The sequence below is a fragment of the Streptomyces sp. NPDC059008 genome (assembly GCF_042749045.1).
Lineage (GTDB): Bacteria > Actinomycetota > Actinomycetes > Streptomycetales > Streptomycetaceae > Streptomyces.
The window spans coordinates 219,929-240,296 of record NZ_JBHYJC010000002.1 but is presented as its reverse complement, the minus strand read 5'-3'; the positions used below and the strand labels follow the sequence as shown (position 1 = coordinate 240,296).

The window sequence follows — 20,368 nt, the reverse complement described above, 5'->3', positions numbered from 1 at the left end:
CCGCCGTCGGCACGGCGTCCTCAGCGCGCCGCCCGTCGCATCCGCCACACCAGGAACAGTGCCGAGGCGACGGCCGCCGTCCGGGCCATGGCCGGCAGCCCGGCGAGGAGTTCCGGCCCCAGGTGGCCGCGGGCGATCGGGTCGCCCCAGCGGCCGTCGAAGCGGCCCCACAGCCACACCACCAGACCGGCGGCGACCAGACCGGGCAGGCCGAGCGCCGCGAACTTGGCCTCGGCGGGCGTCAGCCGCCGGGACAGGTAGGCCAGCGCCCAGCCGCCCGCCAGCGCGAGCCACGACCCCAGGACCGCGCCCGCCACCAGCAGGAGGACGGCCAGCGTCGGCACCGGGCTGAGCCAGGCCCGCAACGGGACCGGCCCGCCGGCCGCCGCCTGATCGCCCCCGGTCTCGTCGGCCGCGGTCTCCTCACCGGCCGCCGCGCCGCGCCGCCGGGCGAGCGCGCGGCGCAGCAGCCCGGGCAGCGGGCGCCGGTCGTCCGGCGCGGCCTCCTCGTCGGCGCTCCGCGGCCCCTCGCCGCCGGCCCCGGCTCCGCCGCCCTTCTTCAGCGACAGCTGGCCACCGTCACCCTCGCCGTCACCGTCCTTGTCGCCGTCGGCGCCGCTCTTCGGCCGGTCCCATATCTCGGGGATCTCGATCCCACCGACGAAGCCGGGCACGGTCTCACCCGGGCCGAACGGCGCCGGCTCCACGCGCCACCAGTCGGGCGCGTCCTGCGCGTCGCCCAGCTCGTCCGCACCGGCGAGGTGCGGGGGCAGACCGACCGTCGGCGCGGAGGACAGGGCCGACGAGGAGGACGTACCGGTCGCGGAGGGGCCCGCCGTACCGTCGCGCGGGGACGGCAGCGGGCCACCGCTCGTGTCATGGCCGGCCGTGGGGGCCCTGCCCGTCAGCCCGCCGCGCGCGGCCAGCTCGCTGAGCCTGTCGCGCGCGCCGGACCACAGCCGGGACGCACCGGCGGCCCTCGGCGGCCGCGGCGGCTCGGCGGGCCGGGTGCCGATCGGCACGGCGGGCCCGTCCGGGGCGGGGCCGCCTCCCGGGGCCCGCCCCGGGCCCGTGCCGCCCCCGAGCGCCCCCGGCGGCCGGTCGTCCGCGCCCTGCGCCGCCGCGACCACCGCCTCCGGCGTCCCCAGGCGCGCCAGCAGGCGCCGGACGCCGGACGCCGAACCGCTCTGTTGGCTGTCTATCTCGGCTCTGAGCCCGCTCACCAGGCGCATCCGTGTGGCGCTGGGCAGGCCCCGCTGCTGGGCCAGGTCGCCCACCCGGCTCAGGTAGTCAAAGACGAGCTGATCGCTCTCGATCCCCACGAAATCCCCTGCGGCGTCCGCTGGTTGCTGCCTCGACGGTACCCGGTCGGCCGGCTGCCGGACCGGAGGCGGGTGCGCCGCGCACGCGCGCCGCGGGGGAGGCCGAGTGCGCCGCGCACGGGTGCCGCACCGCAGGCCGGGTGCGCCGCGCACCGACGCCGTACCGCCGCTGACTGCCCCCGCCTCCCCGGCCCCGCTAACGTAGGACGAATGACCGACACGCCGCGCACCCTGGCCGAGGAGCTCCGGACCCGCACCGACAGCGGGCTCGTCGGGCTGCTGCGGGCGCGGCCCGACCTGCTCAATCCGGTGCCGGGCGATGTCACCCAGCTGGCGACCCGGGCCGGGACGCGGGCGTCGGTGGTCCGCGCGGTGGAGCGGCTCGACCGGTTCGCGCTGCAGACCGCCGAGGCGCTGGCGGTGGCGCCCGACCCGTGTCCGTACGGCACGCTGGGCGCGCTGATGGGCGGGGACACCGGGGACGAGGCGGTCGCGGCCGAGCTGCCCCGGGCGGTGGCCGAGCTGCGCGCACAGGCGCTGGTGTGGGGGCCGGACGACCGGCTGCGGCTGGTGCGCACGGCGCGTGAACTGCTCACGCCGAGCCCCGCGCACCCCTCACCGACCGGCCTGGGCCCCACCGTCGCCGAGGCCATGGCCGGGATGTCGCCGGGCCGGCTCCAGGAGATCATCGCCGCGGCCGGCCTGCCCGCCACCCACGATCCGGTCTCCGCGGTGGCCGCGCTCACCTCGCTCTTCCGCGACCGCGCCGGTATGGCGGCGCTGCTGGACACCGCGCCCGCCGAGTCCGTCGCCGTCCTCGACAAGCTGCTGTGGGGCCCTCCCTACGGCGGTGTCACCGACCGGCCGGCGCCCCATCTGCAGTGGCTGCTCGACCGGGGCCTGCTGATCCCGGCGGGCGGCCGCAACGTCGTCCTGCCCAGGGAGGCGGCACTGCATCTGCGCGGCGGACGCGCGCACCGCACCCCGGAGCCGGTGCCGCCCGCGCTGACGCCGACGACGGAGCGCGATCCACAGCTTGTGGACAGCGCCGCCGCGAGCCAGGCGTTCACGGCGCTGGCGACCGTCGAGGAGCTGCTCAAGGAGTGGGATCTGGGCGGACCTCCCGTCCTGCGCGCCGGGGGCCTGAGCGTGCGCGACCTCAAGCGGACCGCCGTCGCCCTGGACACCACCGAGCAGCTCGCCGCCTTCTGGCTCGAACTCTCCTACGCGGCCGGTCTGATCGCCTCCGACGGCGAGGCCGACGAGCGGTACGCGGCGACCCCGGCGGCCGAGGAGTGGCTGGAGCTGCCCGATCACGAGCGCTGGGCGGTGCTGGCGGCCGGCTGGCTGCCGGCGACCCGCACCCCGGGCGTGGTCGGCACCGCCGATGCCAAGGGCCGGGCGCTCGCCGCCCTCGGCCCGAACCTGGACCGCTCCGCGGCGCCCGAGGTCCGCCGCCGCGCGCTCGGACTCCTGGCCGGCCTGCCGGCGGGCACCTCCGCACCGGCGACGGCGGTGCTGTCCCGGCTGCGATGGGAGCGGCCCCTGCGGGGCGCGCAAGCCGCCGCGGGCCAGGACACGGCGGCCGCGTCCGGCGACGGGTCCCCCGCCGCGCCCTCCCCCGGAGACGACCTCCGCACCCGCCTGGCCCAATGGGCCCTGTCCGAGGCCGAGTTGCTCGGCGTGACGGGACGAGGCGCGCTCGCCACCCACGGGCGGGCCCTGATCGGCGCCGCGGGCGGCGGCCCCCAGGACGCCGCCGTCCCGCCCTCCCCCGCCGAGACCGGCGCCGCCGCGTCCCGCGCCGCGGACCTGCTCGCCCCCCTCCTGCCCGAGCCGCTCGACCACGTCCTGCTGCAGGCGGACCTGACCGCCGTCGCCCCCGGGCCGCTGCGCCGCCCGCTCGCCGAGGCGCTCGGCGTACTGGCCGACATCGAGTCCAAGGGCGGTGCGACGGTCTACCGCTTCACGCCCGGCTCGGTACGCCGCGCCCTGGACGCCGGCCGCTCCGCCGCCGAGCTCCAGGAGTTCCTGCGCACCCACTCCCGTACCCCGGTCCCCCAGCCGCTCGCCTACCTCATCGACGATGTGGCCCGCAGGCACGGCCAGTTGCGGATCGGCGCGGCCGCCGCGTACGTGCGCTGCGACGACGACGCGCTGCTGTCCGAGATCCTCGCCGACCGCCGCGCCGCCCCGCTGCGCCTGCGCCGCCTGGCCCCGACCGTGCTCGCCGCCCAGACCGCCCCCGACCAACTCCTGGACGGGCTGCGGGCGATGGGCTACGCGCCGGCCGCCGAGTCCGCGGCCGGCGACGTCCTGATCGCCCGCGCCGACTCCTACCGCACCGCACCGCGCAGCGCCCCCGCCCCGGTCCCCGACGGCCCGCCGTCCCCCGACCACACCCTCCTCGAAGCGGCGGTCCGCGCGATCCGCGCCGGCGATCTGGCCGCCACCGCGGAACGCAAGCCGGTACGCGCACCGGCCCCGACACCCGGCGCCCTCCCCCGCACCACGTCCGCCGAGACCCTCGCCACCATGCAGGCCGCGGTGCTGACCAACTCGGCCCTGTGGATCGGCTACGTCAACGCCGACGGCGCCGCCAGCCAGCGGGTGATCGCCCCCGTGCGGGTGGAGGGCGGCTTCGTGACGGCCTACGACCACACCTCCGACGAGGTCCGTACGTATCCGCTGCACCGGATCACGGGCGTGGCCGAGCTGGCGGACGACGCGGTCTGACGGACCTCCGGCGGGCACCGGCCGGAGGCCGGCGGACCGTCCGCACCCGAACGGATGAATATGCCAGGGGCATATGCACTCCCTTCGTTCTCCTTGCCGCACGGGCCTGCTGAACGCCCGTGCCGCCGGATCCGCGCAGGCCGGAGCGGCCCTCGGCCAGGACTGGCGGCGTGGAGGGCAAGCGGAGGGGAAGGCGCGGGGCCCGACCGGCCGCACTCCTGCCCCATGCGGCGGCGGCAGGGGACCCCACCACGATCTGCCAGGCTCGCGCGCAGGCCCAGACAGCAAAAGACCCGGGGGGACCCATGACGCAACCAACCAGCTCGGAGCGGGAGGCGGGACGGGCGCTGGCCGAACTGCTCAGGAAATGGTGGGAGTTATCGGCCCGCGACGGCCGCCCCAAGCCCACCCAGCAGTCCCTCGCCGGGCGACTGGGCGTCGACCAGACCACCCTCTCCCGCTACCTCAACCCCCGACACCCCTCGACCGCCCCCCTCAAGACCGTCGAGCTCCTCCACGCGGTCCTGCGCGCGCCGGACGCCGACCTCACCCGGGCCCGCGCCTTGGCCGACGCGGCGGCAGCCACCCCGGCCGGACGTTGACGGGCAGCGGCACGATCAACCTCGTACGGACGCCGACCGGACCCCTCGCCCGAACGTCACGCCGGACCGACCGGACGCGACCCCGGCACGAGATCACTGCACGAGATCCCGGCAAGACATCAGAGCGCGAGATCACAGCACGAGATCACAGCACGAGGTCACAGCACGAGGTCACAGCAAGACTTCACGGGGTACCCATTCCGCACCCGTGATCACCACCAGCACGCACAGCCGTCCGTTCCGCATCCCACGACGCACCCGCGAACCTGTGAGGTAGCTCTCAGCCCGACGGGCCGCACAAGATCGCGTCAGCGGCCTGTGGGCCCGCGCTCGGCGGCCCCCGCCCCCGCGCCGCGCGCCGCACCGCACGGGCGGCGGCTGCCGCTTCGCGGGCGAGCGCCTTCCCCAGTCTGCCGCGATGGGCGAGGATGGTGGGCTGCGCGCATGCCCGGCGCGCCGGCCGGGACGCCCTTCCGGCGCCAGGTCCGGGGGCAGAGACCGGGCCGCAATGGACTCGTGGGGTGTTTCACTTGTCACCAGGCGACCTATCCGTGGAGGTATGTGTGTCCTGCCTGATCGTCCAGAGCGACAAGACGCTGCTGCTGGAGGTGGACCATGAGCTGGCCGACGCCTGCCGGCGGGCCATCGCGCCGTTCGCGGAGCTGGAGCGGGCGCCGGAGCACATCCATACGTACCGGGTGACGCCGCTGGGACTGTGGAACGCGCGGGCCGCCGGCCACGACGCCGAGCAGGTCGTGGACGCACTGGTGCAGTTCTCGCGGTATCCGGTGCCACATGCGCTGCTCGTCGACATCGCGGAGACGATGTCGCGCTACGGGCGGCTGACGCTGGTCAAGCACCCGGCTCACGGGCTGGTGCTGACCACCACCGACCGCCCGGTGCTGGAGGAGATCCTGCGGTCGAAGAAGGTGCAGCCGCTGGTGGGGGCGCGGATCGACCCGGACAGCGTGGTGGTGCACCCCTCCGAGCGCGGGCAGATCAAGCAGACACTGCTCAAGCTCGGCTGGCCGGCCGAGGACCTGGCCGGCTACGTCGACGGTGAGGCGCATCCGATCGAGCTGCGCGAGGACGGCTGGGCGCTGCGGCCGTATCAGCAGCACGCCGTCGAGGGCTTCTGGCACGGCGGCTCGGGCGTGGTCGTCCTGCCGTGCGGCGCGGGCAAGACGCTGGTGGGCGCCGGTGCGATGGCGCAGGCGAAGGCCACCACGCTGATCCTGGTGACGAACACGGTCTCGGCCCGGCAGTGGAAGCACGAGCTGGTCAAGCGGACCTCGCTGACCGAGGACGAGATCGGCGAGTACAGCGGGACGCGGAAGGAGATCCGGCCGGTCACCATCGCGACGTATCAGGTGCTGACCACCAAGCGGAAGGGCGTCTACCCGCATCTGGAGCTGTTCGACTCCCGCGACTGGGGCCTGATCGTCTACGACGAGGTGCACCTGCTGCCCGCGCCGGTCTTCAAGTTCACCGCCGACCTCCAGGCGCGGCGGCGGCTGGGCCTGACCGCGACGCTCGTACGGGAGGACGGCCGGGAGTCGGACGTCTTCTCGCTCATCGGGCCGAAGCGGTTCGACGCGCCGTGGAAGGAGATCGAGGCGCAGGGCTATATCGCCCCGGCCGACTGCGTCGAGGTGCGGGTCAATCTGACCGAGTCGGAGCGGCTGGCGTATGCGACCGCCGAGACCGAGGAGAAGTACCGCTTCTGTGCGACCACCGCCAGCAAGCAGTTCGTGACCGAGTCGCTGGTCCGCCGGCACCAGGGCGAGCAAACCCTGGTCATCGGCCAGTACATCGACCAGCTGGACGAGCTGGGCGAGCATCTGGACGCGCCCGTGATCAAGGGCGAGACCACCAACGCGCAGCGCGAGAAGCTCTTCGACGCGTTCCGGGAGGGCAAGATCTCGGTGCTCGTCGTCTCGAAGGTCGCGAACTTCTCGATCGACCTGCCCGAGGCGACGGTGGCGATCCAGGTGTCGGGCACCTTCGGCTCCCGCCAGGAGGAGGCCCAGCGACTGGGCCGGGTGCTGCGCCCCAAGGCGGACGGGCACGAGGCGCGGTTCTACTCGGTCGTCGCACGCGACACCATCGACCAGGACTTCGCGGCGCACCGCCAGCGCTTCCTGGCCGAGCAGGGGTACGCGTACCGGATCGTCGACGCGGACGAACTGCTGGCGGCCGACGAGGACGCGTGACGGTGATGTAGGCGATCCGGGCGTGGGCCGCGGGCGTGGGCCGCGGGCGTGGGCCGCGGGCGTGGGCCGCGCCCGGGTGCAGGCCGCCCCGGGCGCAGGCCGCCCCGGGCGCAGGCCGCCCCAGGCGCGGGCAACCCCCGTACGCGGCGTGCAGCGTACGGGGGGGGCGCCGTACGCGGGGGGCGCCGTACGCGGGGCGCCGCAAGCGGGGCGCGCCGCAAGCGGGGCGCGCCGCAAGCGGGGCGCGCCGCAAGCGGGGCGCGCCGCAGGCGGGGTGCGCCGCAGGCGGGGTGCGCCGCAGGCGGGGTGCGCCGCAGGCGGGGTGCGCCGCAGGCGGGGTGCGCCGCAGGCGGGGTGCGCCGTACGCGGGCCGTACGGGCGTGTGCCTGCGACGGCGAATGCGACGGCCCGGGGCGCGAGGCGGATGCGACTCCCCGCGCCGATCGAAATAAAGCCCCGCCCCGCGCGTTGTGGCCCCGCAGGGGGCCCTCGCATCCCCTACGGGATCTGTTCCCCCGCTCCCTAGATGCCACCCCTAGATGCCGCCCCTAGGTACCCCCCGTAGGTACCGCCCGCCGGATCACCTCCGGGGCCGGGCCGGTAGTTCCTGTCCGCTCCCGGCGGCCCTCGGTACGGGAATGCCGCGGGCACCCGGGGTGCCGGGTGCGCCGGCCGGCTGCCGTGTCCACCAGACCACGGTCGCCAGCAGCGCGAGGCCCAGCAGCGGGTACGGGGCCGCCAGCGGCTGGTGCCACCACGGCAGGCGCAGGTCGAAATCGCCGGTGTGCGGCACGATCCACATCGTGCGGACGGTGAAGGCGAGCGTGACGGCGGCCAGCAGCGCCCGGCGCGGGCGGCTGCGCCGGGTATGGGCGGCGAGCGCGATGAGCAGCGGCACGCACCAGACCCAGTGGTGGGACCAGCTGATCGGCGACACCAGCAGCGCGGTGACGGACGTGCACAGCACGCCCCAGGCGTCGAGGCCGCGCCGCCGGTGGACGCGGCGAGCCACCGCGAGCCCGGCCGCCGCGGTCAGCACCGCCGGTACCGCCCACAGCAGGCCCGGCTCGGGATCGTGCAGAACGCGGCTGATCAGCCCCTGCAGCGACTGGTTGTCGACGATCCACACCTTGCCGACCCGCCCGGTCTCGAACATCCGCCGCGTCCAGAACTCGATGCTGGCGTCGGGCAGCACCAGCCAGCCCAGCAGCGCCGAGAGCAGGAAGCCGGTGAGGGCGGTGCCGGCGGCCTTCACCCGGCCGGTGATCAGGAGGTAGACCGCGAAGATCGCGGGGGTGAGCTTGATGCCCGCCGCGAGGCCGGTGGCGAAACCCTTGAAGCGCGCGCCGTCCGGGCGGGAGAGGTCCCACAGCACCAGGCAAGCCAGGGCGAGGTTGACCTGGCCGAAGACGAAGGTCTGGAAGACGGGCTCCAGCCAGAGGCCCAGTGCGGTGACGGTCAGGAGGGTGGGCGCGCTGTGCGCGGCCCTGCGCAGACCGGCGGCCTTGCAGGAGAGGTGGATCAGCAGGGCGAGCAGCGCCGCGTTGACGACCACGGCTGCGATCTTGAGGGTGCCGAGGGAGAGCCAGGTGGTGGGGATGAAGAGCAGGGCGGCGAAGGGCGGGTAGGTGGCGGGCAGATGCCACTGGGTGACCGTGAAGCCGTAGAGATCACCGCCGGTCGCGGCGGCCTCCCCCTCGGCGCGGTAGACGGCGATGTCGGACATCGGCATCGGCTGGAGCTGGTAGAGCACCCACAGTGCGGCGAACGACGCCACGAGCAGCGCGGCCGCGGGTATCACCCGACGGGGTCTCGTGGTGCTCAGGGCCCAGGTCCGTCTCCAGGTGCGTCTCCACGTCCGTGTCCCGTCGGCGGCACACACCCTTTGACCCCCTCGTCGTCGCCCTGGGCGCGCGCTCCGTCGCCCTGAGGGCACCCTGCGGCGACGCTAGTGGATCGAGGCCGACCTTCTGTAACGGTTTCCGGTCATCTGGGTGGCCGGGCGGAGTCGGCCCGGAGTCGGCCCCGTAGACGAGTCATACGCAGTCTGCTCGGCACACGCGGCAGCACGGCGTCGGCACCGCGTTCGGTCGATACGGACTCGGGTCGATACGGACTCGGGTCGATACGGACTCGGGTCGATACGCGCTCCGGTCGATACGCGCTCTGGTCGATAGACACTCCGGTCGATCCACGGTCGGCTCTGTGCACGACCGCGCACTGGGCGTCCGGCACACGGGGCTGCGGCCGGTGGCGGGGTCAGTCGTCCGCGTACTCGCCCAGGACGGCGACGCTGAAGGCCGCCGCGGCGAAGACCTTGATCGCGCGGAGGGCGTTGCCGACGAGATGGCGATGCCCGTGGACGACCGCCGCGCCGGCGGCGGAAGCGGTGCCGAGGGCGGTCGCGCCTCTGGCGGGGTGGAGTGCGGTGGAGGGGACGGCGGCTGGTGGAATCGCTGCGCTGCTCATGCCTCCATGATGGGATTCACCCGATTGCAGCACATCGGTCCATAGGCCCATCCCGCACGGGTTCTCCGTCAGCCTCCAGGCCTATCCCACCCCCTACGGCAGACCGACGTCCGTCAGGGTCGTCCCCCACGGGTACGGGCCGCCGCGGTGCCGGAGAAAATCCGTTGGCGCGGTCCGCGGAGGCTGAACTACACTCCCGCGTCTGCCTGCCTCCCGCCGAGGAGTGCCGCCGTCCGGTCGGAAACCGGCCGGCTCTTCGCTTCACGCCGCTGACCCGCCCCCGGAGGCAACGCCGTGCCCTCGCACGCCCCCCGAACCTCACCCCAAGACCCCCTGCAGCGCGAGAAGGACCACCTCGCCGCCTCCAGGGACGCGCTGCGCGCCATGCGCGAGGACGCCGAGGCGCTGAACATCGCCGACGTCACCGCGAACTGGGTCAACGCCGAGGTGCTCCAAGGGGAGATCGACGCCCGTACCAAGGCGCTCGCCGACCTCTCCCACACCCCGCTGTTCTTCGGCCGCCTGGACTACCTCCACGCACCGGGCCTCGACCTCGCCGAGGGCGCCGCGGGAGAGAACTTCTACATCGGCCGGCGGCACGTCCACGACGCCGACGGCGACCCGATGGTCATCGACTGGCGCGCCCCCGTCTCCCAGCCGTTCTACCGGGCCTCCAAGAAGGACCCGATGGACCTGGAACTGCGCCGCCGATTCGGTTACACGGGCGGCGAGTTGACCGCGTACGAGGACGAGCACCTCACCGACCCGGAGGAGGCGGCCCAAACCAGCCGGCTCCTGCAGTCGGAGATCGAGCGCCCGCGCGTCGGCCCGATGCGGGACATCGTCGCCACGATCCAGCCCGAGCAGGACGAGATCGTGCGCGCCGGCATCGGCGGCTCGGTCTGCGTCCAGGGAGCGCCGGGCACCGGAAAGACGGCCGTCGGCCTGCACCGTGTCGCCTACCTGCTGTACGCGCACCGCGAGCGGCTGGCCCGCTCCGGCACCCTCGTCATCGGTCCCAACCGCTCCTTCCTGCACTACATCGAGCAGGTCCTGCCGGCGCTGGGCGAGCTGGAGGTCGCGCAGGCCACGGTCGACGACCTGGTGGGGCATGTGGAGGTGCGCGGCGCCGACGAGGCGGCCGCCGCGACGGTCAAGGGCGACGCGCGGATGGCGGAGGTCCTGCGGCGGGCCCTGCGTTCGCACATCACGATGCCCGAGGAGCCGTGCGTGGTCGTGCGCGGCTCCCGCCGCTGGCGCGTACCGGCGTACGAACTCGAAGAGATCGTACGGGAGTTGACGGAGCGTGACATCCGTTACGGCGCGGCCCGCGAGGCGCTGCCCCAGCGGATCGCGCACGCCGTCCTGGTCCGTATGGAGCAGGCCGGTGAGGCCCCGGACGACCGGGTGCAGGACGCGGTGGCCCGCAACGCCGCCGTGAAGGCCACGGTCAAGGCGGTCTGGCCGCCGGTCGATCCGGCGAAGCTGGTGCTGCGGCTGCTGGGTGACGCCGAGTTCCTCGCCGAGCAGGCCGAGGGGATCCTCTCGCCCGAGGAGCAGAAGACGATTCTGTGGGCCAAGCCGGCCCGCAGCGTGAAGGGCGCCCGGTGGTCCGCCGCGGACGCGGTGCTGATCGACGAGGCGATGGATCTGATCACGCGCACCCACTCGCTCGGCCATGTCGTCCTGGACGAGGCGCAGGACCTCTCCCCCATGCAGTACCGCGCGGTCGGCCGCCGCTGCACGACGGGTTCGGCGACCGTCCTCGGCGACATCGCCCAGGGGACCACCCCGTGGGCCACCGGCACCTGGGAGGAGGCCCTGTTCCATCTGGGCAAGCCCGGCGCGGCCGTCGAGGAGCTCACCCAGGGCTTCCGCGTACCGCGCGAGGTGATCGGGTACGCGTCCCGGCTGCTGCCCGCCATCGCCCCCGATCTGACGGAGGCCACCTCGATCCGCGAGTCGGCGGGCGACTTCGAGATCCGCCGGGTCGAGCCGGCGGACCTGGTCGCCGCGACCCTCGCGGCCTGCGAGGACGCCCTGGCCAAGGAGGGTTCGATCGGCCTGATCGCGGCGGAGGCGCGGATCCCGCCGCTGCGCGCGGCCCTGGAGGCGGCGGGGGTGGTGTGCCTGTCCCCCGGTCAGGAGACCTCGGCCGCCGCCCGGCTGACGCTGGTGCCCGCCACGCTCGCCAAGGGCCTGGAGTACGACTACGTGGTGGTGGACGAGCCGGCCGCGATCGTCGACGGCGAACCGGACGAGCGGACCGGTCTGCGCCGCCTGTACGTGTGCCTGACCCGGCCGGTGTCCGGCCTGACGGTGGTCCACGCGGCCCCGCTTCCGGAGCAACTGGCCGACGACGAAGCGGCGTCGGGCATGCCTCGGGGCTGAGCCCCGGGCCCGCGCTCCAGGTGGCGGGCGCCGCGGGCTCGCGGAGACCGGGGCGACACCTCCGGGCCTCGGGGCGCGTCCGAGATCCAGGGAGCGATATCCCTGCGCCTCGGGCGCGTCCGAGGCCTACGGAATGGTCACGCCCTGGATCTCTTCCCCTTCGAGGGACGTCAGCAGCCCCTCCAGGAAGCCGGGGAACCGCGCGTCGAGGTCGGCTCGGCGCAGCTGCACATAGCGGTTGCGCCCCACGACCCGCGTACTGGTCAGCCCGGCCTCGCGCATGATCCGCATGTGGTGCGAGACGGTCGACTTGTGCAGGTGCGCGAGCCCCAGCCGCTCCGACGAGCAGTCGTACTGCCGCCCGCTCGCGTAGATCCGCAGCAGATGCAGCCGCGTCGGGTCCCCGAGCGCGTGCAGCACCTTCACCAGCTGGATGTCGGCGGCCGCCGGCTGCTCCAGCAGCGTGCCCTCGCCGTCACCCGCCTCGACGTCATTCACCACGGCGCCGTGCCTTCCTTCCGCCACTTCCCGGTCCCGTCCGGCCTCGGTTCCGCCCGGTCCCCGTCTCACCCGGCCTCACCCGGCCCACTCTATTTCCCGACCCGTTTCCCGAAGTTGTTTGACATCCATCCAACAGTCTCTATTGTTTGACGCACATCAAACTTACTCGCCCGCCTGCCCCGTCACCCGTACCGGGAAGGACACCCGTGCGTCTGCGTCTACTCCTGCTCGCCCTCGGCACCTTCGCCGTCGGCACCGACTCCATGGTGACCGCCGGCATCCTCGGCCTCGTCGCCCACGACCTGGACATCTCCGTCCCCGCGGCCGGCCAGATGGTCACCGTCTTCGCGCTGTCCTACGCCGTGCTCGCCCCGGTCCTCGCGACCGCCGCCGCCCGGTGGCCGCGCCGCCGGGTGCTGCTGACCGCGCTCACCGTCTTCACCCTCGCCAACGCGCTCAGCGCCCTCGCGCCGAACTACCCGGTGCTGCTCGCCACCCGGGTGCTCGCCGCGGCCGGCGCCGCGCTCTACACCCCGACCGCGAACGCCGTCGCCACCAGCCTGGTGCCACCGGAGCGCCGCGGCCGCGCGCTGGCCACCGTCCTCGGCGGCATGACCGTGGCCACCGCGCTCGGCGTCCCGCTGGGCACCTACCTCGGCCGTACGGACTGGCGGCTGACGATGTGGCTGGTGGTCGCCCTGGGTGCCGCGGCGTTCCTCGGCCTCGCCCTCCTGCTGCGCGGCCTCCCGGCCCCGACCGCGGCCCCCGACCTGCGCACCCGCCTCGCCCCGCTGCGCAACCGCCGCGTCCTGGAGGCCGCGGCCACCACCCTGGTGTTCTTCCTCGCCATCAACGTGGTCTACATCTACCTCGGTGCGGCGGTGAGCTCCGCCACCGGCGGCGACCCGGGCCGACTCAGCCTGATCATGCTGGTCTCCGGCGTCGCCTCGGTCGCCGGCAACTGGCTGGGCGGCCGGGCCGTCGACCGGCTGGGCACCCGCGCGGTGCTGCTGTCCGGCGGCGGCGCGGCCGCGGCGGCCTTCCTCGCGCTGCCCTGGCTCTCCGGCACGATGCCCGGCGCGCTGCTCTACGCCGCCGTCTCCCCGCTCGCCGCCTGGGCCGTCGCGGTCGCGCTGCCGCACCGCCTGGCCTCCATCGACCCGCCCAACGCGCCGCTGCTGATCTCCCTCAACAGCAGCGCCCTCTACCTGGGCATAGCCGCCGCGGGCGGGGTCGGCAGCCTCGCCCTCACCGTCCTCGGCGCCCGCTGGCTCCCGCTCGCCTCGACGGCGCTGACCCTGGCCGTAGTGGCCCTGTCGGCCGTCACGACGCGACGGTCGGCGGAGGGGCCGGGCGAGGGCGAGGGTCCACGGGCCGCGACACTCAAGGGCACCTCCGCCGACGGCACCACCGCCCCGCAGAACGGCGCCGCCCCTCAGGGCAGCGATGCCGCCGTCCAGGGCGCCGGCCGCCGCTGAGCCGTGAGACGCCGCCCCTAGAGGCCGCCGCCCGGCACCACCACCCGGTCCAGCGCCTCCCGCCACCGCCGTACCGCCGCCGCGTCCACCGGCGCGGACCAGCCGGCGGGCCGGGCGGCGCCCCCGATGTGGAACGCGTCCAGGCCGGCCGCGCGCAGCGCCGGCAGATGGCCGAGCCCGAGCCCGCCGCCGACCAGGATCCGCGGCGCGTACCCGGGCTCGCCCGCCGCCGTACGCGCCTGCTCCGTCAGCAGCACCGGCAGCCCCGCCTCGACACCGCCGGCGTCACCGGCCGTCAGATACGTGTCGAGCCCGGCGGCACCCGCCGTGCCCGCCAGCTCCTTGCGCAGCGCGTCCCGGTCGGCGGCCCGGTCCAGGGCCCGGTGGAAGGTCCAGCGGCAGCCGTCGACGACCTCGGCCAGCGCCGCCACCGCGTCGAGATCCACCCGCCCGTCCGGCGTGAGGAACCCCAGGACGAACTCCCGCGCGCCCTCGGCCCGCAGCGCCGCCGCCCGCTCGCACAGCGCCTGAAGGTCACCGGCCGCGAACCCGTCGGCGGCCCGCAGCATCACCCGCAACGGGATGTCGACGGCCGCCCGGACCGCCGCGAAGGTGGCCAGGGAGGGCGTGAGCCCGTCGGCCGCCATGTCGGCGACGAGTTCCAGCCGGTCGGCACCGCCGGCCTGGGCGGCGACCGCGTCCTGCGGCCCCAGGGCGATCACCTCCAGGAGCGCGCGCTTGCTCATATGACCCCATTCCTTCGACGACGGCGCGGCGGGCGGGGCCCGGCGCCGGGGAAGCCCACATCGGACAACAGGTCTAGTCCAATATCCCAGCGTACGGCCTGACCGGCGCTCCGGCACAATGATTCCCATGACCCCCGTGCCCCGTACGGCCGACACCACCGCCCTGCTGGAGGAACTGCACCGGCGCTGGGCCACCACCGTCACCGCGGCCCGCGACGGCCGGAAGTCCGCGGCGCCCGCCGACGCACCGGCCCCGGACCCCGGCCCGTACGCGGACAACCTCCTCGCCCGGTGGAGCGAGACACAGCGCCACTACCACACCGTCGAGCACCTGGCCGCGGTCCTGACGCGCATCGACGAACTGGCCTCGCACGCCGACGACCTGCCCGTCGTCCAGCTGGCGGCGTGGTTCCACGACGCGGTCTACCGGCCCGACCGCTCCGAGAACGAGGAGCGCAGCGCCGCCCTCGCCGAACGCGCACTGCCCGAGCTGGGCATCGGCGCGGCCCGCACCGCGGAGGTCGCCCGCCTGGTGCGGCTCACCACCACCCACGACCCGGCACCCGACGACCCCGACGGCGAGGTGCTGTGCGACGCCGATCTCGCGGTGCTCGGCGGCCCACCCGACGCCTACGCCGCCTACGCCGCGGCGGTCCGCGCCGAGTACGCCTTCGTACCCGACCCCGAATTCGCCGCCGGACGCTCCGCCGTACTGCGCCAACTCCTCGCCCTGCCCGTCCTGTTCCGCACCCCGCAGGGCTACGACCGCTTCGAGCACCTGGCGCGCCGCAACCTGGCCACCGAACTGGACCTCCTGGGCGGCGGGTGAGCGACCTCTCACACCCCTGGCGCCACAGCCGGGAATGCCCGCCGTCCTACCCCTGTTAGTAGCTGACATGCCAGCACCACCATCCGACCGCGCCCGCCTGCCCGTCGCCGTGTACGTCCTCGGCCTGTCCGTCTTCGCGCTCGGCACGTCCGAGTTCATGCTCTCCGGCATCCTCCAGCCGCTCGCCCGCGACCTGGACGTCTCCATCCCGCAGGCCGGGCTGCTGGTCTCCGCCTTCGCGATCGGCATGGTGGTCGGCGCCCCGGTGCTCGCCGCGGCCACGCTCCGCCTGCCCCGCCGCACGACGCTGATCGCGCTGCTGGCGGTCTTCGGCCTCGGCCAGGTGGCCGGCGCGCTGGCGCCGTCCTACGGCATCCTGTTCGCCTCGCGCGTGGTCAGCGCACTGGCCTGCGCCGGCTTCTGGGCGGTCGGCGCGGCCGTCGCCGTGTCACTGGTGCCGGTGACCGCACGGGCCCGCGCGATGGCCGTGATGGTCGGCGGCCTGAGCATCGCCAACATCGCCGGCGTCCCGGCCGGCGCGCTCCTGGGCCAGCACGCCGGATGGCGCGCCGCGTTCTGGGCGGTGGCCGTACTCGCCGCGATCGGCCTGGTCGGCGTGGTGGCGCTGGTGCCGCGTACGGCCGTGCCCACCGGCGACGACCGCCCGCAGCTGCGCCGCGAGCTGACCATCTACAAGGACAAGCAGGTGTGGCTGGCGCTGATCGCCACGGCCATGAACGGCGCCGCGGTCTTCGCGCTCTTCTCCTACCTCTCGCCGCTGCTGACCGACACCGCCGGCCTCGCCGAGAGCTGGGTGCCCACGGTGCTCGCCCTCTTCGGCGTCGGCGCGCTGATCGGTACGTTCATCGGCGGCCGGATCGCCGACGCGCATCTGTTCGGCACGCTCTTCGGCGGCATCTCCGCCTCCACCGTCGTCCTCGCCGTCCTGGCACTGACCGCGCACAACCCGTTCGCCGCCGTCGCGCTCTCCCTGATGCTCGGGGTGACCGCCTTCACCACGGCCCCGGCCCTCAACGCCCGGATGTTCAACGTGGCGAACGCCGCACCGACGCTGGCCGGCGCGACCACCACCGCCGCGTTCAACATCGGCAACACCCTCGGCCCCTGGCTCGGCGGCCTGGCCATCAGCGCGCACTGGGGCTACCCGGCCGTGGCCTGGACCGGTGCGGCACTGGCGGCGGTCGCCGTCGTCACCACCGCCCTCGCCTTCCGCCTGCACCGCTCGACCAGCCGCTCCCGGCTCGTCGCCGGATCGCCGAACGCGGCGGCGCCCCTGCCGGAGGCCGTCGAACAGCGCTGATCCGGGCCGGCGCCGATCCGGGCCGGGCGGGGGCGCCCCCATGGTCCCCGCCCGGCCCGCCGCGCCCTTCGCCCCCCGCCGTTTCGTTCACCCCCCGCCGTCGAACGTCCACCGCGTCTGGCTGAACTCCGCCTCGCCCCGCCCGAAACCGAAGGCCCGGCGGGGCTCGACGCGGAAGACGACGGCGCGTCCGCCCCGGTGGTCGAACGCCCCGTCGCGGACGTCGAACTGCCAGTCGCTGCCGTACTTGTCGACGTACAGCTCCGCCAGGCGGCGCAGCGTCGACTCGTCCTCGATCCGCTCCGCATCCCCCTCGACGACCACATCGAGGCCCACATGCAGGTCGTTGCCGCCGGCGGTGGAGGTGGTCAGCGCACAGTGCGGGTTGGCCGCGAGGTTCTTGGCCTTGCGTTCGCCGGGGCCGGTGGTGAAGTGCAGGGCGTCGTCCGCCCAGACGGCGAGCAGCGGGGTGACATGGGGACGGCCGTCGGGCCGGACGGTCGCCAGCCAGAAGATATCCGCCTCGGACATGCCGCCGACGGCCGCGGACCATGCGGTCGCATGGGCGTCCTGGCTGCTGTAGGCCGGATCGAGCTCGGTGACCGGTTCTCTGCCCGGTGCGCTGACTGACATCGCTTCCCCTCTCGGTACGCCGCTGTCGGTGCGGTGCGCTCGGCACGGCGCACGGCCAGGGCCCATCGTGCGGGGAGGCGACATCCGCCCGCCGCTACGACGCACCGCAGCGGGCCGTACGGGTGCGGGCCGTGCGAGTGCGGGCCGTGCGGGTGTGACCGCACCGGTACGCAGAGGGGCCTTGCGGATACGAAGCGGCGCCTCACGGATCCGGCGGCGGCCGGTGCTTGGGCCGGCGCAGGCCCGCGGCCGTCAGCCGGCGCAGCAGCTCCTTGCTGCCGACCTGGACCGCTCCGGCCCGCACCGCGTCGCCATAGCGCTCCGCCGGCAGGTCGTAGTGATCGCGCTCGAACGCCCGCCGGGGCACACCGAGGCGCGCGGCGAAGGCGTGCAGCTCGTCGAAGGACTCGTCGCTGACCAGATGCGACCACATACGACCGTGCCCCGGCCAGATGGGCCGGTCGATATAGACCGCCACGTCAGCCCTCCGGCCGAATCGCGCCGTCAGTCCCGCGCACGGGCAGCCACCTCAGCCTTCCGCCTGGGCGCGCAGTCGGCCGACCCGGGCCACCGCGACCGCCGTCTTGGGGCAGACCCAGTGCGGGTCGGGCCCCAACTCCGGTTCGACATCGAGGGCATGGGGATCGCCCGACTCCGTGCACACGGGGCACAGCGGCCAGCGGCCGTACCGCTCCAGGAGGGCGTCCTGGACGTCCTGCGCTATCAGTCCCGCGACGAATTCCGCGCCTTCAGGCCACTGCTCCACCCACCACCGGCGGTGAACGACCGCGTCCTCCACGAGCGAGACGATGTCGGCGTCGGCCACCTCGTCCGCCATCAGGTCGGCGAGCACCAGCGCCCGCGCGGCGTGCAATGCCTGTTCCAGCTCCATGTCCCCCATTGTCTCCCGGCGACGAGCCGGCGCCCGGCGTTGTCCACAGGCCCCGCCGCGGGTCGGGACGGGTATCCACAGCCCTCACGGAGGGTATTGACGCAACGAGCGGATGAAATTACTTTTCAAGGGTGAGTAGCAGCGTGAAGGAAACTTTCAAGAAGGAATCTCTCAAGGAAGCGCCGGTCGAGACCCGGCCGGCCCCGACCCCACCCGCCCCCGCGGCGCTCGCCGCCAAGGTCCGCACGCTCGCCCCGACGATGACCCGCTCCATGCAGCGGGTCGCCGAGACCGTCGCGAGCGACCCGGCCGGCTGCGCCGCGCTCACCGTCACCGGCCTGGCGGAACGCACCGGCACCAGCGAGGCCACCGTCGTACGCACCTCCCGACTGCTGGGCTACCCGGGCTACCGCGACCTGCGCCTCGCGCTCGCCGCGCTCGCCGCGCAGCAGGCGGCCGGCGGCGCACCCGCCGTGACCGCCGACATAGCGGTCGACGACTCCCTCGTCGACGTCGTCGCGAAGCTGGCACAGGAAGAGCAGCAGTGCCTGGCCGACACCGCGGCCGGGCTGGACGTCACCCAGCTCGAAGCGGCCGTCGCCGCGCTCTGCGCAGCCCGCCGCATCGACGTCTACGGCGTCGGCGCCTCCCACCTCGTCGGCCAGGACCTGGCACAAAAGCTCCTGCGCATCGGCCTGATCGCCCACGCCCACGCGGACCCGCACCTCGCCGTCACCAACGCCGTACAGATGCGCACCGGCGACGTCGCCGTCGCCATCACCCACTCCGGCCGCACCACCGACGTCATAGAGCCCCTCCGCGTCGCCTTCGACCACGGCGCCACGACCATCGCCGTCACCGGCCGCCCCGACGGCGAGATCGCCGCCTACGCCGACCACATCCTGACCACCTCCACGGCCCGCGAAAGCGAACTCCGCCCCGCCGCGATGTCGTCCAGGACCAGCCAACTACTGGTCGTGGACTGCCTGTTCATAGGAGTGGCCCAACGCACCTACGAGACCGCCGCGCCCGCCCTCTCGGCGTCCTACGAGGCCCTGGCCCACCGCCACTCCCCCCGCAACAACCGGCACTGACCCCCGCCCGCCGTCCGCCGCTGGAAAGAGCCGTCACGTCCATGACCTCCACCGCCGACCACGACACCGGCCTACGGGCCCAGCTCGACACCCTCACCACCGAGGCCTTCCGCCCCGACCTGGCCGACATCGACCGCCGCCCCACCCTCGACATCGCCCGCACGATGAACGACGAGGACGCCACCGTCCCCGCCGCCGTCGCCAAGCGCCTCCCCGAGATCGCCGCCGCGATCGACGCCACGGCCGCCCGGATGGCCCGCGGCGGACGCCTGATCTACGCCGGCGCCGGCACCGCCGGCCGCCTCGGGGTGCTGGACGCCAGCGAATGCCCCCCGACCTTCAACACCGACCCGTCCGAGGTCCTCGGCCTCATCGCGGGCGGCCCTTCCGCGCTGCTCACCGCCGTCGAGGGCGCCGAGGACAGCGAGAAACTCGCGGTCGAGGACCTGACCGCGATCGGTCTGACCGAACTCGACACCGTCGTCGGCATCTCGGCCTCCGGCCGCACGCCGTACGCGATCGGCGCCGTCGAGCACGCCCGCGCCCACGGCGCACTGACCATCGGCCTGTCCTGCAACGCCGGTTCGGCCCTGGCCGCGGCCGCCGAGCACGGCATCGAAATAGTGGTCGGCCCCGAGCTGCTGACCGGCTCCACCCGCCTCAAGGCGGGCACCGCGCAAAAGCTCGTGCTCAACATGCTCTCGACCATCACCATGATCCGCCTCGGCAAGACCTACGGGAATCTGATGGTCGACGTCCGCGCCTCCAACGACAAGTTGCGGGCCCGCTCGCGGCGCATCGTCGCACTCGCCACCGGCGCCACGGACCCGGAGATCGAGAAGGCCCTCAGCAGCACCGGCGGCGAGGTGAAGAACGCCGTCCTCACCCTCCTCGGCGACGTCGACGGCCCGACCGCCGCCCGCCTCCTCGACGCCTCCGGCGGCCACCTCCGAGCAGCCCTCGAAGCAGCCCAAAAGCACTAACCCCCAAAGAGCGCTACCCCCCTGACCACCCCAGCCGGCCACACCCCCACACCCCCAATACCTGTCACACACCCGGCGTACACCCGTCACACCCCACACCACCCTCATCCCCTCAGCGCCCCCATCCCCCTCAGCGCCCACAGGGCCCACAGCACCCG

At 74.4% G+C, this 20,368-nt stretch carries 17 protein-coding genes; 9 read left to right on the top strand and 8 right to left on the bottom strand.

Translation table 11 applies throughout. From position 1 onward, the window contains the following. Positions 1-20 precede the first annotated feature (20 nt). Positions 21-1,322 carry a hypothetical protein gene (locus ACFWZH_RS03995; protein ID WP_384425048.1) on the bottom strand — a complete coding sequence of 434 codons (1,302 nt, stop codon included), beginning with the start codon at positions 1,320-1,322 and terminating at the stop codon, positions 21-23. A gap of 210 nt (positions 1,323-1,532) precedes the next feature. Here ACFWZH_RS03995 and ACFWZH_RS03990 point away from each other — a divergent pair, with 210 nt between their 5' ends. From ACFWZH_RS03990 to ACFWZH_RS03980, 3 genes are all read left to right on the top strand, one after another. Next, positions 1,533-4,058 (top strand): helicase-associated domain-containing protein, encoded by a 2,526-nt coding sequence (locus ACFWZH_RS03990; RefSeq protein ID WP_384425046.1) that lies wholly within the window; start codon positions 1,533-1,535, stop codon positions 4,056-4,058. A 305-nt stretch (positions 4,059-4,363) separates the two neighbouring features. After that, entirely contained in the window at positions 4,364-4,660 is a 297-nt protein-coding gene (locus ACFWZH_RS03985) for a hypothetical protein (protein ID WP_384425044.1), read from the top strand. A gap of 563 nt (positions 4,661-5,223) precedes the next feature. Further along, a complete protein-coding gene (locus ACFWZH_RS03980; RefSeq protein WP_384425042.1) occupies positions 5,224-6,873 on the top strand; it encodes a DNA repair helicase XPB in 1,650 nt (549 codons plus the stop codon). Between the two features lie 580 nt (positions 6,874-7,453). Here ACFWZH_RS03980 and ACFWZH_RS03975 read toward each other — a convergent pair. After that, complete coding sequence (locus ACFWZH_RS03975) at positions 7,454-8,755, bottom strand: glycosyltransferase 87 family protein (protein ID WP_384425041.1); 1,302 nt, start codon at positions 8,753-8,755, stop codon at positions 7,454-7,456. A gap of 377 nt (positions 8,756-9,132) precedes the next feature. Beyond that, positions 9,133-9,342, bottom strand: coding sequence for a hypothetical protein (locus ACFWZH_RS03970; protein ID WP_384425039.1), 210 nt, complete (start codon positions 9,340-9,342; stop codon positions 9,133-9,135). A 294-nt stretch (positions 9,343-9,636) separates the two neighbouring features. Here ACFWZH_RS03970 and ACFWZH_RS03965 point away from each other — a divergent pair, with 294 nt between their 5' ends. Then, a complete protein-coding gene (locus ACFWZH_RS03965; protein WP_384425037.1) occupies positions 9,637-11,733 on the top strand; it encodes a HelD family protein in 2,097 nt (698 codons plus the stop codon). 126 nt (positions 11,734-11,859) lie between these two features. Here the strand turns inward: ACFWZH_RS03965 and ACFWZH_RS03960 are convergent, their stop codons facing one another. Further along, the gene (locus ACFWZH_RS03960; protein WP_384425035.1) at positions 11,860-12,234 is read right to left on the bottom strand and encodes an ArsR/SmtB family transcription factor; all 375 of its coding nucleotides are present in this window, start codon (positions 12,232-12,234) and stop codon (positions 11,860-11,862) included. A gap of 206 nt (positions 12,235-12,440) precedes the next feature. Between ACFWZH_RS03960 and ACFWZH_RS03955 the strand changes: the two genes are divergently transcribed. Next, positions 12,441-13,712: an MFS transporter gene (locus ACFWZH_RS03955; protein ID WP_384425033.1), complete on the top strand. Its 1,272-nt coding sequence runs from the start codon at positions 12,441-12,443 to the stop codon at positions 13,710-13,712. A 17-nt stretch (positions 13,713-13,729) separates the two neighbouring features. Here ACFWZH_RS03955 and ACFWZH_RS03950 read toward each other — a convergent pair whose 3' ends face one another. Continuing rightward, positions 13,730-14,458 (bottom strand): copper homeostasis protein CutC, encoded by a 729-nt coding sequence (locus tag ACFWZH_RS03950; protein WP_384425031.1) that lies wholly within the window; start codon positions 14,456-14,458, stop codon positions 13,730-13,732. Positions 14,459-14,585: 127 nt separating this feature from the next. Between ACFWZH_RS03950 and ACFWZH_RS03945 the strand changes: the two genes are divergently transcribed. After that, entirely contained in the window at positions 14,586-15,287 is a 702-nt protein-coding gene (locus ACFWZH_RS03945; protein ID WP_384425029.1) for a hypothetical protein, read from the top strand. Between the two features lie 67 nt (positions 15,288-15,354). Next, entirely contained in the window at positions 15,355-16,608 is a 1,254-nt protein-coding gene (locus ACFWZH_RS03940; protein ID WP_384425027.1) for a Cmx/CmrA family chloramphenicol efflux MFS transporter, read from the top strand. An 87-nt stretch (positions 16,609-16,695) separates the two neighbouring features. Here ACFWZH_RS03940 and ACFWZH_RS03935 read toward each other — a convergent pair whose 3' ends face one another. The 3 genes from ACFWZH_RS03935 to ACFWZH_RS03925 form a co-directional block, all read right to left on the bottom strand. Then, positions 16,696-17,241, bottom strand: coding sequence for a pyridoxamine 5'-phosphate oxidase family protein (locus ACFWZH_RS03935; protein ID WP_384425025.1), 546 nt, complete (start codon positions 17,239-17,241; stop codon positions 16,696-16,698). Between the two features lie 202 nt (positions 17,242-17,443). Further along, positions 17,444-17,719, bottom strand: a complete 276-nt coding sequence (locus ACFWZH_RS03930; protein ID WP_384425023.1) for a DUF4031 domain-containing protein — start codon at positions 17,717-17,719, stop codon at positions 17,444-17,446. A 51-nt stretch (positions 17,720-17,770) separates the two neighbouring features. After that, the gene (locus ACFWZH_RS03925) at positions 17,771-18,133 is read right to left on the bottom strand and encodes a hypothetical protein (protein WP_384425021.1); all 363 of its coding nucleotides are present in this window, start codon (positions 18,131-18,133) and stop codon (positions 17,771-17,773) included. A gap of 131 nt (positions 18,134-18,264) precedes the next feature. On the opposite strand from ACFWZH_RS03925, the gene ACFWZH_RS03920 reads away from it, so the two are divergent. Both ACFWZH_RS03920 and murQ read left to right on the top strand, forming a co-directional pair. Beyond that, positions 18,265-19,227, top strand: coding sequence for a MurR/RpiR family transcriptional regulator (locus tag ACFWZH_RS03920; protein WP_384425019.1), 963 nt, complete (start codon positions 18,265-18,267; stop codon positions 19,225-19,227). 41 nt (positions 19,228-19,268) lie between these two features. Further along, positions 19,269-20,210: an N-acetylmuramic acid 6-phosphate etherase gene (gene murQ, locus ACFWZH_RS03915; RefSeq protein ID WP_384425017.1), complete on the top strand. Its 942-nt coding sequence runs from the start codon at positions 19,269-19,271 to the stop codon at positions 20,208-20,210. Positions 20,211-20,368 lie beyond the last annotated feature (158 nt).